Genomic DNA, 14,831 nt, shown 5'->3' with positions numbered 1-14,831 from the left:
CATTTTGCAGGGAAGGGGAGGAAGCGTGAAGCGCGCCTACAAGGACGAGCAGGACATTATTGAACACGCCTCGGAAATCGACGATCTCGATGTGTGCTTCTACCCTGCAGAGAGCAACCTCGCTCATCGATTCCTAGCCTCAGTTCGCAACGGAACACTAGTTCAGCGAGAGCGCCCCGATTTCGAGGACCCCGCCGAGGCTCTCCTACTCGAAGCAATGGTCGTTGACGATCATCCGCGTCCGGGCGGACAGGACAAGACAAGGTCGCGCGAGGCCGAGGCGCTTAGAGAGCTCGCGATCGCGGGGCTCAACCTTCCAGCCGACGTCAAAGTGATCACGACGGTGAGCAGCGGGCTGCCGACGCACCAGGACCACAACTATCGGGCATACATCGACCACTTCACGGGTACCGTATTGAAGCACGCTCGGAAATCCGCAGCCTACAGGGCGACGCAACCGGGCTACGAACTGGGGTTCATCGTTTTCGATGAGTCCACCGCATACTTCGAGGAAGCAGATGTGGCCGGGCTACCGGGCGCGGTGCGGCCTCATTTCTGGTTCGCCGATTCGGCGTTCATTCATGTTGTCGTGCAGGCAGGCGCGGACTGTGTCGTGTGGTTGACGCCTTACAAGCGCCTGCTTACGGCGGAGTCTGTCGCAGTACCGCTCCCGGCTATGACAGTCATTGATGTCTCACTCCTGCGACAAGCGAAGCACCTCACCTACGAACCGCCCCGCATGGTCTCATCCGAGCGATGACGCAGAACACGTTTTTTAGAGCTTGTGTAGATGGCATGGTTACCTCGAGCTCTCGCCGCGTCCGGGTCGGTGGTTCGCGCTAGCCTTCAGCAACACGACGGAAGTGAGATGAAGTGGCGCGCTCCAGCAATAGCCTCCCCGACGGACGGATCATGTCAGCCGACGACGAGGGTATCGAAGCCGCCTTCCGAAGCATGGTCCCCACCATTGCTAGCCTTCGTCCTGGTGAGACGCTGGTAGACCTCGTGGGGCGTGCGCCGGGAATCATTCGCACGCATGTCGAGGCAATCTCGACGGTATTCCGCAGAGCAGATGCGTTCGACGTTATTGAACTGATGCGGCTCCGTGAAACGCCGATGGTGCTCGATGGATACCGCGAGAGCCTCGCTGATCAGCGACCCGCCGCGGTCGAAGTGGTAGCTCTCGTCATGTTGGCGCGAGGCCACCGCCTGCCGCCCCGATACCTGCGGCGAGCAGGGAACCCTTCACAAGCGATCTCGAATGTCCATGACCGCGCCGGAGTAATGCTCAGCGTCGGGCAGTTCATGCTCCTGTCAGATGGACAAGCTGAGAGGTTCGGGCCGCTGACAAGCTTGGCAGCCACCTATGTGGGCCACGAACTGAACGTTAAGTTCAAGCAGTATGCGCACATTCAGGATGGGTTGAACGAGGCGCTCTTCGCAAGTGAGTATCTCGGCGAGCTGCTGCTCGACACGCTGGGCTTTACGTATGAGGACTTCCATAGGGTCCGAGAGGCTATTCGGACGGTCTACCTCGACCGCTTCTTCGCGGCACGAGACATGCTTGGAAAAGTCTCGGAGGAATGGTACACGAATGGCCGTCGCGACCAGGGCGCGGAACGGATCGAAGAGGGTAGAGGTGCGGTCGAAGACCTGATGATCTTCCCTGGGCAGCGTGCGAGCTTCACAGCGGGTGACATCGCCGAAGCATCGGCAGTTAATCTCGATCGCGTCGGGCAGATACTCCAGCGGTTCAGCCTCGCGTTCGGTCCGGCGGGCGACGCGGTTGCGGCTGTGGAAGCGTTTCTCGCTGGAGATTCGCCCTTCCGCAGCGCAGCGCTCATCTACGACGGTGATGGGAACTACATCACGATGAACGTCCCGATCGGGACCGATTGCTTCCGCCAGGTGGTCGAGACAAAGCTGAAAGGCCAGCCTGCTCCATGGCGACGATATGAAAGGCGACGGCTTCTCGTCAGTGAACAGTGGTCAGTGGCGCATCTGGCTTCGCTGCTCGGCACAGCTCCGGCTTACGAGAACCTCAAGTACTTCCGACCGAACCCCGGTGTCGACGTTACTGAGCTGTCATCCTCTGGGACGAATATCACTTCGATCGCAGAGCAGACAGAGGCAGACGCGCTATTCATCGTCGAAGACGTCGCCATCTGTGTTGAGGTCAAGGGGCGAAGCGTCTCTCATCAAGCTCGCGGGGGGCATGTCCAGCGTCTGAGTGCGGATCTGCGCGCCACGGTGGGTGACGCTACTCAACAGGCATTGCGCCTCGAAGAGCTGATTCGCTCCAACGGTGGCCTCTGGCGCGAGGATAGAACCTGGCTCGACTTGTCCGGTATCCGCGAAGTCAGATCGATCGCAGTTTGCCTCGACGACATGGGGCCGTTGGGGACTGCTCTTGACGAACTGGTGCGTGGCAACGTCATCGCGTCCGATCGATTCCCATGGGTTGTGTCGCTCCACGACCTCGCGATCATCTCTGAAGTGCTGGATCGGCCAGCGGAGTTCTTGCTGTATCTTCGCCGTCGAACCGAGTCCGAGGTGTCGCTGAAATACTGGGCCGCGGACGAGCTGGACTTGTTCATGCTCTTCCTGTCTGGGCAGTTGTATGTCGAGCCAGACCCGGACCGAGTGAACGAAGAGTTCTTAGGAGTTCGCCGGCCGACTGGTGGTGACCGGCACCGGTATCGTAGCCAAGCCGTCCCGACGCGGGTGATGACTCACACCGATCCCCTCGATGCGTGGATCTACTTCAATGAAGGCGCATCACAACAAGCATCACCCAAGCCGGTATTCGAGTCACACGAGGCCGTGCTGGAGCTCGTGGACTTCCTGCAGGACGGGAAGAAGCCGGGCTGGTTCCGCTTCTCGGCAGATCTGCTGAATATTGCTGGAGACTCGCAGGAAGCGCTCGCGGTCGGAGTGAAGAAGCTGGTACGTGAGACGAAAGCTGACGGGCGACCGCACCACTACTTTGTCGGCTTTGCCGGCGCTTGGGGGTACCCGGCGCTGTTCGTTGGCACCATGCCCGCCGGAATGCCCCTGGCAGACGCCAGCAGCCATCTGGCGACCTACGGGGCCACCAAGAAGCACCAAATCAAGTCCGATCGGGCGCTGATGGTGCTGATTGATGAGCGCGGAAAAATCCGATCCATTCGCTACGACAATTCTCCGTCTGGCGAGAATCCTGCACTCGACACGCTCGGGCGGGCCATCGGACTCCTGCCCCTCGAAGTGATGGGTCGCCCAGTGCCGCCATCCGCGCGAAGGACAACGAAACGGCTGAAGCCCGGCAACAAGAAGCGGAGGTAGACGACGCTCGAAAGAACCATGAGCAAGTGCTCGGTGACTGGGAGATTTGCAGGGTTGAGACCGCTGTCCCCATCTGGCCGATCCATGGTCTCCGCTGTGATGAATGAAGCACCGTCAGGTCGGCTCGGCCGGCCGTGGGAACTATTGATTTCGAGGTTCGAGCTGATGCACCGGACTTATCCTCAAGACGGACCGCGCCTGTGTGAGCAGAAGACGCGCCGGAGAAGGTGACTAAGTTGGAGGCATGAAGCAGTTGAAAGTCGCTCGTGAGCAGCAGGTTGCCGTGTTTGGTGAGTCGGGCAGCGGTAAAACGGTCTTGCTGTCATCGTTCTACGGAGCGGCGCAGGAGCCGGCGTTCTTGAAGCAGAGCCTGTTTGCAATCGATGCCGACGACACCGCGCAAGGTCGCAAGCTGCACCAGTTTTTCCTGGGGATGAAGAACGCCGGTGCCACCCCACCGACAAATCGCTTCTCGGCGACGAAGTACGTGTTCTCAGTGAAGCGTCGTCCAAGAGCTATGGAGAAGGGGAAGAAAGCGGCCGCAGAGGAGCTGCGGCTGGTGTGGCACGACTACCCCGGCGAGTGGTTCGAGGAAGATCCGTCCACTCCTGAGGAGGTCACGCGCCGCGCCGAAACATTCAGCGCGCTGGTTGGCTCGGATGTCGCTGTACTTCTCATCGACGCACAGCGGCTGACTGACAACTCCGGCGAGGAGGAGCGGTATCTGAAGGCGCTCCTAACCAACTACATCTCTCATGTGTCGCGGGTGCGGGATGAGCTACTGCCGGACGGCCAGCGGCTCGTGCGTTTCCCCCGGGTCTGGATATTCGGCCTGTCGAAGGCAGACCTGCTGCCTGACGTGGATGTGACGACATTTCGTGACCTGCTTGTCGAGAAAGTCGGTCAAGAGATGTCACTTCTGCAAGAGGAGTTAGCCGCGTTCGTGGAGGAACCGGAAGCATTCTCGCTGGGCGAGGACTTCGTTCTGTTGTCCTCGGCCCGCTTCGAGCCTGGGAGAATCGATGTCGGCCATCAGGTCGGGGTGCGGCTGATGCTGCCGATCGCTGCCATGTTGCCATTCTCGCGGTACGTTCGTTGGGCGAAGGCGCTCCGCACTGGTGGGAAGGTAGCCTCAGAGCTCGTTAAGTACGCCGGGTCAGCAATCACGTTCCTAACTGCGTTGAAGCTGCCCGGGAAACTGAAGATCTTCACTTTGGTGCTCCCATTCGTCGCAGACCCGCTTCTCGAGTTCAGCACCGCGAAAATCCAGGCGGCGTACGACACTGCGGTGGCCAGACATGATTTTCTCGCTGCAGTGCTGCTCGGCTTCCGGCTCGACCTTGACCGTGCGGTGGAGGAACAGGTGCTCGTCGAAAGCACGAAGTGAAGTTCATCTGGGCAACCCGCGGCAAGTCTTGGGGTTTCCGATTCCTCCAGACGGGCGGGGTCGCAAACCCTCTTGCGGTGTACGAGCGTGCCTTTGCTGGGATCGATGGGGCGCCAGCGTTGCTTGAGAGGCGAGACGAACTCGTTGCGGTGAGGTTTCCTGACCCAGACGGGAGATCGGATCGCGCTGGGCGCCCCATCCCGCACGACTTTGTGATCCTCTCGGCTCACACAGACAGCTTCCACAATGTGGATGATGCGCGCGCGGCGCTCTGGCCGGAAGTCAGGGATGAGTACGATGCGATTTGGGAGACGCCGATCGCGCCGGATTCGGTCGCACCGGAATAGACCGACTGGGCGATATAGAGGATGCTCCTTCTTCCCCTATAGGCATCCCGCCGCACCCACGTGAATAGACCTCAAGCAAGGACGGGGCAGCCAGACCGCCAGCAGGCCCAGCAGACAGCGGTCTCGCTTGGTAGCGATTAGTGTCTGCGCAACGCGAGGTTGTGGAAGCCGCTAGATTTCGACTGTGCGTGCACCCGATCCCATCCCCGCTATAGCCGAACCCATCGTGATCTTCGTCATTAATCGGGCATGGTCTCCTGACTCCGATTCGCAGGCGACGTACGACGCGACTCGTATGTACTGGCGCGTGGGATCCGACACTCGTGAGCGTTCTAGGTATGCGCTCGGCGTCGCTGGTGGGATTGTCCGTGGCGCGTTTCGAATCCAGAGTTGGCACTCGAGCGAAGAGGAGGGCCGCTGGGGCTTCGAAGGCGTGCCGGCACCGGAACTCGGCGTTGTCGGGACGAGCGTCGAACGGCTTGCGCCTCCTAGAGGGGCGGCCAACCCGGTGCGCCGCTACTTGGACGGGGTACCGCCCGCCGAGGAAAGACCAGTTGAGTCGCTCGCCCACGAGCTGAATATCGAGCCGCTCGCGCGAATCATGTATGGACAGCGCGAGTTGTTTCACAGCAACCTACTCGCATGGTTTTTCGACACGCTGCCAGAAACTGCAGACTCCGTTTTCCGCGACCTGACCGTCGACGACCCGTCCGGTATCGGTTCGGTTCGAAGCGTCGAACGAGAACGCGAGAGCCTCGACCTTGTGCTTCGCTGGCCTGCCGCAGCACCTTTGGTGATCGAGAACAAGGTGTTCTCGCTCCCGGAGAGAGAGCAACTTGATGAGTATCGCAACAAGACCGCGAAGTGGAAGGGAGCGCGTGCTCAGCACGTCTTGCTGAGCATGTCCCCGCCGCGCGAGCCTGTCGACGGGTGGACCTACCTGAGCTACCAGGAACTCTCCGAGCGCATCGATCTCGCCCTCGCAGAGTGCGATGAGGTGAGCTACGAGATCGAGACGGTTCGACGCTACTCGCGAATCGTGAGGCTCCTGAGCGCGCTCCTGGACACCACGGCTGTCCACTCTATGAAGGAGCCTGTGTGGCTGGACGGCGATCAGCTGGCTGCGATCGACTTGCGGCAGACGAGGACGGCGCTGCAGAAGCTTCGCGCTCGGCGAGTGCAAGTCGTACTCGAAGAGATGGGTGTGCATCGCGGATGGGTCGAAGCGGGCCACACTCGCGGTGGGCCGTTGGTCTGGTGGCGACGCGGGGTCCGAGTCGGCGGCATCTCTATCCAAGCCGGATGGCAGTATCAATCGGGTCAGTTTCGCCGATGTGTGGTGTTGCCGCATCTCATCGGCCGTTCGGACGGGGACCGGAACGCTCGAGCTGAATTCGCTGCCGCGCACCCGCAGTTGTTCGACTTCGCTCCGCTGGATGACGTACTTGGACACACGGACTTGCTACCGATGCCGCTTGAGGGTTTCGGACACTTTGCGCCTGACTTCGTGCATCGATACGTGAAGGCGCCAGATCTGACCATCGAACAGCTCGTCGGTGCGACCCAGGCTATCGACGCTCAGCTCGAGGCGCTTGGCGAATAGCGTGGTTGGTCGATGGACAGATCAGGAACGCATCGATCGGCTCCGTCCGCAGGCTCAGGGTTCAAGACATAACGTCCCGCTGAAGGACTATCACCGGCTCTTGGCGGCTGTAGGATCCGGATGGTCATCGGGCGCAGCTCTGCCGTTCCGCGAGTGACGATCAACATCGAGGGCTAGTCGGCAGTACACGTATGTTCCCACATTGCTCCATACGCGCTTTGGCCGTCGTCATACGAGTAGACCACACCCATTGGACCGATGATTCCGGCGTTTCGCATTGCTGGAAACACCGTGGAGTCGCACACGCTGTCGATTGTCGCTCGCTGCCCGTCCAGAGCAGTTGTCGCGCTCGACCAGTCGACTGGATTTGCGTAGGTGTAGTAGAACCAGACAACCGAATGAGTTCCTACCGACAGTCCTCGACTACCATCTGACTCCTCCAAGCTTCCTTCGATGCGAACTTCCGAGTACAGGCCTGGGTACTGCGACATGATCTGCGGAATGGTGGCTCGCTCAGCATCCACGTAGCTGAGGAGCGCCTTGGCGTTCGCACTTTCCGCACTTGACACCGAGGAATCAGGGGAGCTTTTTTCCGAGGAGGCAGAGCATCCCGCTGTCACGAGTAGTGCGCTGGAAACGAGCAGGGTGAGGAACAAGCGGCGCAGCGTCACGGAAATTTCTGCCTTCATCGGGTTCGGGTGTCGATGATTTCTACCACGGATTGGCGCAGCGGTCGCGACTCGCCTGAGTCGAATCGTGAAGCACTCTGTTGCTTTGCCGGCAGCAGTCCCTACGGGCAGATCGCAAGTTGATGGTGCAGGTGGATGCGTCTGACCAGATTCAACGTCGTCTCATCATTCCGCACGTAGATCTCGCCGCGGAGCGCCACCAGATGACCCCATCCCTGCCCCAGAATCCGCGGATTCACGCGGGCGTGTTCGGAGCGACCCTTTGTGCTGGAAACCGCGGCGACACTTTACGTTGCAAACCCGCTCGTTCACTGGCCTCACAGCGACACTTTACGTTCGCGTTCACAGTAGTTGTGAACGCGCCACGCAAAGTGACGCGTGGCCAAACTTCTTGTCGTTTCGTGTGAAGCGCGACAGATTATTTGGCATTTCTGCCTCGGCGCGTCTCTTCAGCACAAGAGACGGGGCGCCCCGGTGAGAGCAAACCCGAATTGCCCTCTGGTCCGGCCGTGGCGGAACCCGATCCGCCGCGGCCTGCTTTCAACCTTGGTAGGTGAAGTCACTCGAGTTCGTCTATCCAGCGGTTCACCGTACGAGATTGGCAGATCCCAGTGTGCAGGGGAAGCTTTGGGCTGCTTGGCGTCTGTGTACGTGGGCTGAGGCCACGAAACCGGGCTCATGCGGACTCGAGTTTGCAGGTGGTGTCGACTACCCGACGTCGGTACGCACTCTGGCGTCACCGTGACTGTGCAAAGGGATTGGAACGGAGAAGCCCACGGCTGTTCGGAGGGGACCGGAGTAGCCGTGGGGCCCGAGCGACGTATCCACTTCCGCTCGGAAGTGCAGTGCTGCGGTCGTTCGGGGAAACGGGTGCAGCACCGCGACTGGAGCTGGATGAGAACAGCTCCGAGGGGACGGGGTTCAGGACGTCGGGCGGACGAACTTCTCCGGCGGGGTCCGAGTGCCGGCGAGGAACGCGGCGAGGCCGGCATCGAAATCCATGGCGGAGCCGACGAAAAGCGCACTCTCGTCGGGAGCGACGTAGATCGTCCCGCCCCCGCGCGTGGTATGCACGACGCAGACTCCTGCACCGTCCTCGAGCGGGATACTGCGCAGTTCTGCGTCGGGATCGAGTTGAGCGAAGTACCGCTCAGCCACCGTTACAAGCTGTTCGTTGTTGCGGGATCCGTTCATGGGAGCCTCCCAGGGGTCGTGAGGAGCACATCGAGTGAGATTCCGAGCACTGCACGGTCGCTCCGAGTCAGAGTCGGTGGCCGTAGAAATACTTCGCCCCGCGGACCCAGTCCTGGCGACTGAGTGCGTCGACGTAGGCGTGCACGGCGTCGAGCCGGTCGCCGTTCATCTGCGTGTCGTAGTCGACGGGACAGTCGACACCGGACCAGATCGACAGGAGACTCCCCGGAACGATGATCCCGAGCTGTTCCCCGGAAGCCGCAGCGATCGAGGCGTGTTCGACGAGTCTCCGTGCCAACAGCGAGGGGTGAGCGGGCTGACCGTAGAGGACGTATGCTGTCCGATCAGTCGACTGGATGGCGCGGCCGACGTGCTCGGCGAGTTCGTCGGGGGACGGAGAATCGCCGAGTTCCGCCTGGAACGGCACCAGGCTGGCGATGGCCTGGAGCAGGGCCTCGGAGATCTCCGGGTCTTCGTTCCAGTCCTCGAGCAAACCCAACATCAGCGCCACAGCCTCGATGGACATCATCGACGTGCTGCTGTGCGCGAAGGTAACGACCGTGGACGGAGCCGCATTCGTCAGGAATGCCATCGTCTCGAGGTCGGCCAGGTCGTCGTGCGTCGCAACCGACGCGAACACTCGGACAGCGAAGTCCGTGAATGGCTGGTGACGCACCGTATTGAGAAGATCGATGAGGATGCTCTTCGGATCGAGATCGCCGACCCTGAAGGAGTCGAGTGCTGCGAGAAGGTACTCGTCCGGCGTCCGCGCGGCACGCAGTGCTGCTGCGCGATCCGCAGCCGTCGCGCTCGATACCGGGCCGAACCATTTGCTGCGTTGCAGTTCGATGGAGATCGTCATGGCTGGCTCCTCTCGGCCGTCGAGCCTACCCGTCGCTGCCACGCCATGACGCTGATCGATCCGGAAGGCGATCACTTCGGTGCAGTTCGGGTTCGCTCTTGCGTCGATGTTCAGCCACTCCGGATTGGGCGTCCTACCGTATTGGCCAACGCAGAAGTCGGTGTTCACGTCGGCAAGGGCATCGGACGACACACGGTTCTCGCCGGTGAGCGGACATTGTCGACATCCGATACGCGGCCGACCTCATGGTGCACGGCGACCGGTTGAGACCGCCATCGTTACTGGACGGCGCTCAGCGGTTTATCGTGGATAACGCCAACGTCACACGCTGTTGTGGGACGGTCAGTAGGTCGGCTCGATCCTCATGTCCGTTCCCCGCACCGACCCAGGGCCTACGTTCTAGCGTGAAGCCCGTCGATGCTGGTTTCTCTCACCATCGAAAGCGGGATGGTCGGGAATGCTGCTTTCTCGTGGTGGGGTGGGTCGCGAGCGACGCGCTCCACGGAACCAACGCCAGCGGATGATCGCCATGACGAGCGCCACCGCGCCGGCGCCGCCAGGGAGGATCGCGATGAAGATCCCCGCCATGAGCCTCTCCTGATCGCCACTCGTCATTCCGATGGCGACAAAGAGGGCGGCGGCGCCGAGCATGAGGAGGCCGAGGGAGCCTAGTCCCCAGGGGCTGACCACCGGCCAAAAGTGCGGACCCGCCTGCCGTTCGTCGGTCAGCCAGGGAAACGGCCCACGACGAAAGTCGGGGCGGGGCGGACGAGTCACGTGCAGCTCCTGGTGCGCGTCACGGCTACCCGCCGAACTTCGGGACGTCGATGCTCACGGTGTCGTCCACGCCGTCGATGCCGGTGCTCGTCATCCTCTCACCATACTGCTCACCCCAATGATGACTTCCGCACGAGATCGCGATCACTGGCCGCGCCTGAGTTTGGCACTTTGCCCATCGTCAGTTCTGGCTCGGCACCGGGTCGCGCGCGACATTCCGCGGTGAGAAGCTTGCGTTGTGACCGGTATCGACCTGACCTTCGCGCCACCGCTGAGGGGCACGTTCTATCGCGCGATCGACCCGAGCTTCCGCGAGTTCGCGATCGCCGGATCGCGTGCCGCCGGGCGCTACTCGCGGGCGAACGAGCCGACGCTGTACCTGAGCTCGTCCATCGACGGAGTGGAGGCCGCGATGCTCGCCCACCAGGACGCTCGGGCGGCGGCGCGTGAGATCGTGGAGATCGATGTCGAGGCGTCCGGCATCGTCGACCTGCGCGACGTGGGTGCGCTGGAGTCGGCAGGCATCGACCTCGCTGACGCGGCAGCCCCGTGGCAGAACGTCGCCGCCGCCGGAGGCACGCCGACATCGTGGAGCGTCCGCGACCGCCTCCTTGCCGGCGGCGCGAACGGTTTGATCGATCCCTCGCGCAAGCGACCGGGCCTCTGGCATCTGGTGCTCTTCCGCTGGAACGAGGCCGATGCGCCGGTCGTCAGCTTGAGAGGGACTCATGTTGCCGCCGCGAATTGACGCCGCGATACGACGTTCATACTGATCCGAGCGTGTACCGGGCCGCTCAGCTCTGAGCGCGGCGCGCGTGCGTGCGCGCCTTCATCCGGTTGCCGCAGACCGCCATCGAGCACCATTTCGCGGTGCCAGGTCGGCTGTGGTCGACGAGGAACTGCGTGCACTCGTGGTTCGCGCAGGCGCGGAGGCGCCCGGGGAACTCCGTGATCACGCTCGACCACGCCAGCACGACCCCCGCCACAAGACGATCGTCCTCAGGGACTTGAAGCTCCCAGGCCACGCCATCCGGGGTGATGCGCGGCGTGCGCACGGCATCGTCGAGGATGCCCGCGAGGTCTCTGATCGCTCCTCCGTCATCTCCACGGACCATGGTCTGCAGCGCCTGTCTCGCACGTCGGAGGCGCGCCACCTCGTCCACGGATCCCGTGCCGCCCCAGCTGCGCGCCAGGTCTCGTCCGGTCGCCCCCTCGAGACGGTCGGTCGGGGTGCCCTCGACGACCGGCGCACTGTTCAACAGGCCCAGCAGCAGCTCCTCGTCGCGAAGCATCGTTCTCCGTTCTCGTGCGCCGTCCGGCGCCCAGGATCCATGCTACCGTCTGACTAACCAGTAAAACAATCTAAAGGGGTTAGCAATGGTCGCCGTCCACCACCGCACCGTCTCGATCGACGGGCTCGACGTCTTCTACCGGGAGGCCGGCCCGGCAGACGCTCCCGTCCTCCTGCTCCTCCACGGGTACCCGAGCAGCTCCCACATGTTCCGGCACCTTATCCCGGCGCTTGCCGGCCAGTACCGCGTCATCGCTCCGGACCACATCGGCTTCGGTCGCTCCTCCGCCCCCTCGGTCGACGAGTTCGAGTACACCTTCGCGGCGCTCGCAGGGGTGACCGGCCGGTTCCTCTCGACCATCGGCGTGACGCAGTACACGATCTACGTCCAGGACTACGGCGCACCGGTCGGCTGGCGCCTGGCCCTCAACGACCCCGCTGCCGTCGTCGGGGTCATCTCCCAGAACGGCAACGCCTACGAAGAAGGCTTCGTGCCGAGCTTCTGGGACCCGATCTGGGCCGACGCCGCCGAACGGACCACCGAGACGCGCGACGCGCTCCGTCCGGCCCTCGGGCGGGAAGCCGTCGAGTGGCAGTACACCCACGGCGTGCCGGACGTGACGACCGTCGACCCCGACGCCTGGGAGCACGACCTCGCGCTCCTCGCCCGTCCGGGTCAGGACGACGTGCAGCTGGCGCTCTTCCGCGACTACGCCACCAACCGGGACCTCTACCCCGCGGTGCACGAATGGCTCCGCACCTCACAGGTACCGGTGCTCGCGATCTGGGGTCGTAACGACGAGATCTTCGCCGCCGCCGGCGCCACGGCGTTCACCCTCGACGCCCCCGATGCTCGCGTCGAACTCGTCGACGGCGGACACTTTCTCCTCGAATCCGACCTCGACCACGTCGCTGACACCATCACGGACTGGCTCCGGACGACCGACCGGAGCGCATAGCCCGGCGGGTCAGTCCGTCCACCTGGACCGAGGTCAGCGGCGGCGCGTTCGGCTCGGACGGCTGGCTTGACCGTCCGGCGGCAGCGTGGACGATGCTGGCCATCTTGGAGGCGGTCATCGGCCCGCGGCCGCCGGACCCGTTCGCGGTCGCGGCCGCACCCGTCATACTGGACGGCGACCAGGGCGATGGCGGCCCGCACGGCCGACATGGAGGGCACCCGAGGATGGGTAGAGAACGGACGCCGATGGATCTCTGGGCGCGGATCCTCTTCCTGGTGCTCGGGCTAACGCTGGTCGTCTTCTGTACCTACGCCATTGCGACGCAGGACTTCCTGCGGCCTCGCTTCTACGTGTTCACGGGACTGGCGGGCGGGCTGATGCTCTTGGGAGCACTGGTCGTCGATGCGGTGAAACGGCGCGGCAAGTCTCGTTGAACACGGAAGATCACCGCTGATCCTCGCTGGAAGACGGGTCGTGAGGCGTTCGCTGATCGGGCGCGACGCTCGGCGGCGAGGCGAGGTGCTGGAAAGCAGCGAGGAGCGAGTCGCGCTGAGTCGGAGTCAACGCGGCGAAGTAGGAGGCGTCGGCCGATTCGACGTCTCGTGTCGCCAGGTTCGCCAGCTCGATCCCTCGCTCGGTGGGGTGCAGGGCGTTGGCGCGTCCGTCCTCGGGGTGCGGCTCGCGGCGGATGTACCCTTTCGTCTCCAGCGCACGGAGGACTTGCGAGGTCATCATCACATCGAGTTCCGTGTGCGCCGCGAGGTCCCGTTGGCTCACCGGCACGGTGCGATCCATCCAGGTCAGCGATGCGAGGAGCACGTACTGGACGTGCGTCAGATCGTGCGGGGCGAGGGCTGCACGGATGTGGCGCTGCCAGGAGGTACTGGCGCGCCAGAGCGCGAGCCCGAGGCTCGACTGCGCGTCAGGGAAGCGGGTGTCGAGGTCGCCGGCCATCGGATTACCGGGCCGAGCGCTCTGCCGCGGAGAGCAGTTCGCCCATCGCCACGGGGAAGTCACCGCTGATCTGCGGCCCGAGTTCGGGTCCCACCTCGTCGGAGCCCGGTCCGTCGATGACGAGCGTGTGCGTGACGGTCGTCCCGCCGTCTGCGGTCGGGCGCAGGTCGTGTCGGAAGGTCAGTTCCAGGTCGCCGAAACGGGTCCGGTCCGCATAGGTGGTCTCCGGGACGAGTGCGACGATCGTCGACTCCATCGGTTCCTGCCCCTGCGGTGTGATGGTGAGCGTCGTCCCGACGACGAATGGCCCATGCAGTTCGAAGCTGTCCGATGCCGGGCCAAGTGGGGTGCCGGAGTGCAGGCGCTCGAGCGCACCCCAGACTGCGGATGCGCTGGCCGTCGTCGTCTGCTCGTAGTTCGTCGTCCACATGTTGATCCTCCAAGTAGTAAGTGCGCTTACTGTAACATCAACCGGATCCCCGCGGAAAGCTCTTCGTCGGAATCGGTCTCGTGGCGCGTTCGGCTCGGACGGCTCAGGCTGTTGGCGGGTTGATCGTGAGCTCGCCGGGGAGTCCGGAGGCTGCGAACGCCGCTTGGATGGCGGCGGTGACCTGGTCATCCGGCTTGCTGAGGTTGGCGTGGAGCGTGGTTTCGCCATCGGCGACGGTGTAGATGATGCTGTCCAGGCCCGATGATCCCTGGAACGGGATGGTGAGCGCTTCGAGGAACTCGGCGAGCGCGGCGGGCGGTGTCTCGTCAGTGGTGATGCGTACGCCCTTGTAGGCGCCGGTGCCGCTGTCCCAGGTCAGGGTCCACCGGACGGGACCGACGGTGTCCTCGAGGCGGTCGCCGGTCGTGTGCTGACGGAGCAGGTCGACGAAGTCGGTGTACCGTCCCCGCTCGGAGGCGTCCAGATGGGCTGGGGCGTCGGTGGCGAAGTACAGCGTGATCGGCCCTGGCTCGGCCAGGTGTTCGGCGACCGACACCCAGCCGTCGTCGGAGATGGTGTTCCAGTCCTCGGCGAACACGGTCGAACGGGCGGCCGTTTCGACGGTGCTGATGTCGCAGGGCGCGAAGCGGTCGGTGGGTGCGAGTGACTGCAGGACCGTCGCCGTCTCATCGACCGTGATGTCCTCGTCGAGGTCCACCGACAGGGTGCAGCTCGAGCCGGAGCTGTAGGTGAACTCCTTCGCGTACGCCGAGACGGTGCCGTGTTCGCCGACGACCTCCTGGAGGACCGGTGTCACCCGCCAAGAGGCGATCTTCATCGTCGAACAGGAGTACAGGATCATCGCTGCGATGCAGGCCATGGCGATGAGGAGGACGAGCACGACGATCCGGCCGGCTCGGCTGCGACGGGTGCGTGGCGATCTCGGTCGAGGCTCGCGAAGGGTTGGCTGGAAGAACATCTCACACCACTTCCTGGGTGGCCGACCTGCCTCGG

At 63.3% G+C, this 14,831-nt stretch carries 15 protein-coding genes; 7 read left to right on the top strand and 8 right to left on the bottom strand.

Features of this window, described 5'->3' with window-relative positions:
• The first annotated feature begins 25 nt into the window (after positions 1–25).
• The 4 genes from GV015_RS02785 (at position 26) to GV015_RS02770 (ending at position 6,661) form a co-directional block, all read left to right on the top strand.
• Positions 26–760, top strand: coding sequence for a hypothetical protein (locus GV015_RS02785; RefSeq protein WP_236555307.1), 735 nt, complete (start codon positions 26–28; stop codon positions 758–760).
• 152 nt (positions 761–912) lie between these two features.
• Complete coding sequence (locus tag GV015_RS02780) at positions 913–3,324, top strand: hypothetical protein (protein ID WP_159876438.1); 2,412 nt, start codon at positions 913–915, stop codon at positions 3,322–3,324.
• Between the two features lie 244 nt (positions 3,325–3,568).
• The gene (locus GV015_RS02775; protein WP_159876436.1) at positions 3,569–4,711 is read left to right on the top strand and encodes a TRAFAC clade GTPase domain-containing protein; all 1,143 of its coding nucleotides are present in this window, start codon (positions 3,569–3,571) and stop codon (positions 4,709–4,711) included.
• 531 nt (positions 4,712–5,242) lie between these two features.
• The gene (locus tag GV015_RS02770) at positions 5,243–6,661 is read left to right on the top strand and encodes a PD-(D/E)XK nuclease family protein (protein ID WP_159876434.1); all 1,419 of its coding nucleotides are present in this window, start codon (positions 5,243–5,245) and stop codon (positions 6,659–6,661) included.
• Positions 6,662–6,834: 173 nt separating this feature from the next.
• Here GV015_RS02770 and GV015_RS02765 read toward each other — a convergent pair whose 3' ends face one another.
• The 4 genes from GV015_RS02765 to GV015_RS19100 all read right to left on the bottom strand — a co-directional run bounded on the left by GV015_RS02765 (position 6,835) and on the right by GV015_RS19100 (position 10,057).
• Positions 6,835–7,350: a hypothetical protein gene (locus GV015_RS02765; RefSeq protein WP_159876432.1), complete on the bottom strand. Its 516-nt coding sequence runs from the start codon at positions 7,348–7,350 to the stop codon at positions 6,835–6,837.
• A 921-nt stretch (positions 7,351–8,271) separates the two neighbouring features.
• Positions 8,272–8,544: a hypothetical protein gene (locus GV015_RS02760; RefSeq protein ID WP_159876430.1), complete on the bottom strand. Its 273-nt coding sequence runs from the start codon at positions 8,542–8,544 to the stop codon at positions 8,272–8,274.
• A gap of 67 nt (positions 8,545–8,611) precedes the next feature.
• Positions 8,612–9,574: an Imm47 family immunity protein gene (gene imm47, locus GV015_RS02755; protein ID WP_159876428.1), complete on the bottom strand. Its 963-nt coding sequence runs from the start codon at positions 9,572–9,574 to the stop codon at positions 8,612–8,614.
• A 231-nt stretch (positions 9,575–9,805) separates the two neighbouring features.
• On the bottom strand, positions 9,806–10,057 hold the full coding sequence (locus GV015_RS19100) for a hypothetical protein (protein ID WP_236555306.1): 252 nt from the start codon (positions 10,055–10,057) through the stop codon (positions 9,806–9,808).
• Positions 10,058–10,421: 364 nt separating this feature from the next.
• Between GV015_RS19100 and GV015_RS02750 the strand changes: the two genes are divergently transcribed.
• Entirely contained in the window at positions 10,422–10,931 is a 510-nt protein-coding gene (locus GV015_RS02750; RefSeq protein WP_236555305.1) for an RES family NAD+ phosphorylase, read from the top strand.
• A gap of 46 nt (positions 10,932–10,977) precedes the next feature.
• On the opposite strand, the gene GV015_RS02745 is transcribed toward GV015_RS02750, so the two are convergent.
• Complete coding sequence (locus GV015_RS02745) at positions 10,978–11,475, bottom strand: CGNR zinc finger domain-containing protein (protein WP_159876426.1); 498 nt, start codon at positions 11,473–11,475, stop codon at positions 10,978–10,980.
• An 85-nt stretch (positions 11,476–11,560) separates the two neighbouring features.
• Between GV015_RS02745 and GV015_RS02740 the strand changes: the two genes are divergently transcribed.
• A complete protein-coding gene (locus GV015_RS02740) occupies positions 11,561–12,433 on the top strand; it encodes an alpha/beta fold hydrolase (protein ID WP_159876424.1) in 873 nt (290 codons plus the stop codon).
• Positions 12,434–12,525: 92 nt separating this feature from the next.
• Positions 12,526–12,867: a hypothetical protein gene (locus tag GV015_RS02735; RefSeq protein WP_159876422.1), complete on the top strand. Its 342-nt coding sequence runs from the start codon at positions 12,526–12,528 to the stop codon at positions 12,865–12,867.
• A gap of 10 nt (positions 12,868–12,877) precedes the next feature.
• On the opposite strand, the gene GV015_RS02730 is transcribed toward GV015_RS02735, so the two are convergent.
• The 3 genes from GV015_RS02730 to GV015_RS02720 all read right to left on the bottom strand — a co-directional run bounded on the left by GV015_RS02730 (position 12,878) and on the right by GV015_RS02720 (position 14,718).
• Entirely contained in the window at positions 12,878–13,387 is a 510-nt protein-coding gene (locus GV015_RS02730; protein WP_159876420.1) for a MarR family winged helix-turn-helix transcriptional regulator, read from the bottom strand.
• 4 nt (positions 13,388–13,391) lie between these two features.
• Positions 13,392–13,817 (bottom strand): polyketide cyclase, encoded by a 426-nt coding sequence (locus GV015_RS02725; RefSeq protein ID WP_086472387.1) that lies wholly within the window; start codon positions 13,815–13,817, stop codon positions 13,392–13,394.
• A 103-nt stretch (positions 13,818–13,920) separates the two neighbouring features.
• Positions 13,921–14,718 carry a hypothetical protein gene (locus tag GV015_RS02720; RefSeq protein ID WP_159876418.1) on the bottom strand — a complete coding sequence of 266 codons (798 nt, stop codon included), beginning with the start codon at positions 14,716–14,718 and terminating at the stop codon, positions 13,921–13,923.
• Positions 14,719–14,831: the final 113 nt, after the last annotated feature.

It is taken from the genome of Plantibacter sp. T3, from assembly GCF_902506515.1.
Classification (GTDB): Bacteria; Actinomycetota; Actinomycetes; order Actinomycetales; family Microbacteriaceae; genus Plantibacter; species Plantibacter auratus.
This window is presented reverse-complemented; position numbering and strand designations above follow the sequence as displayed.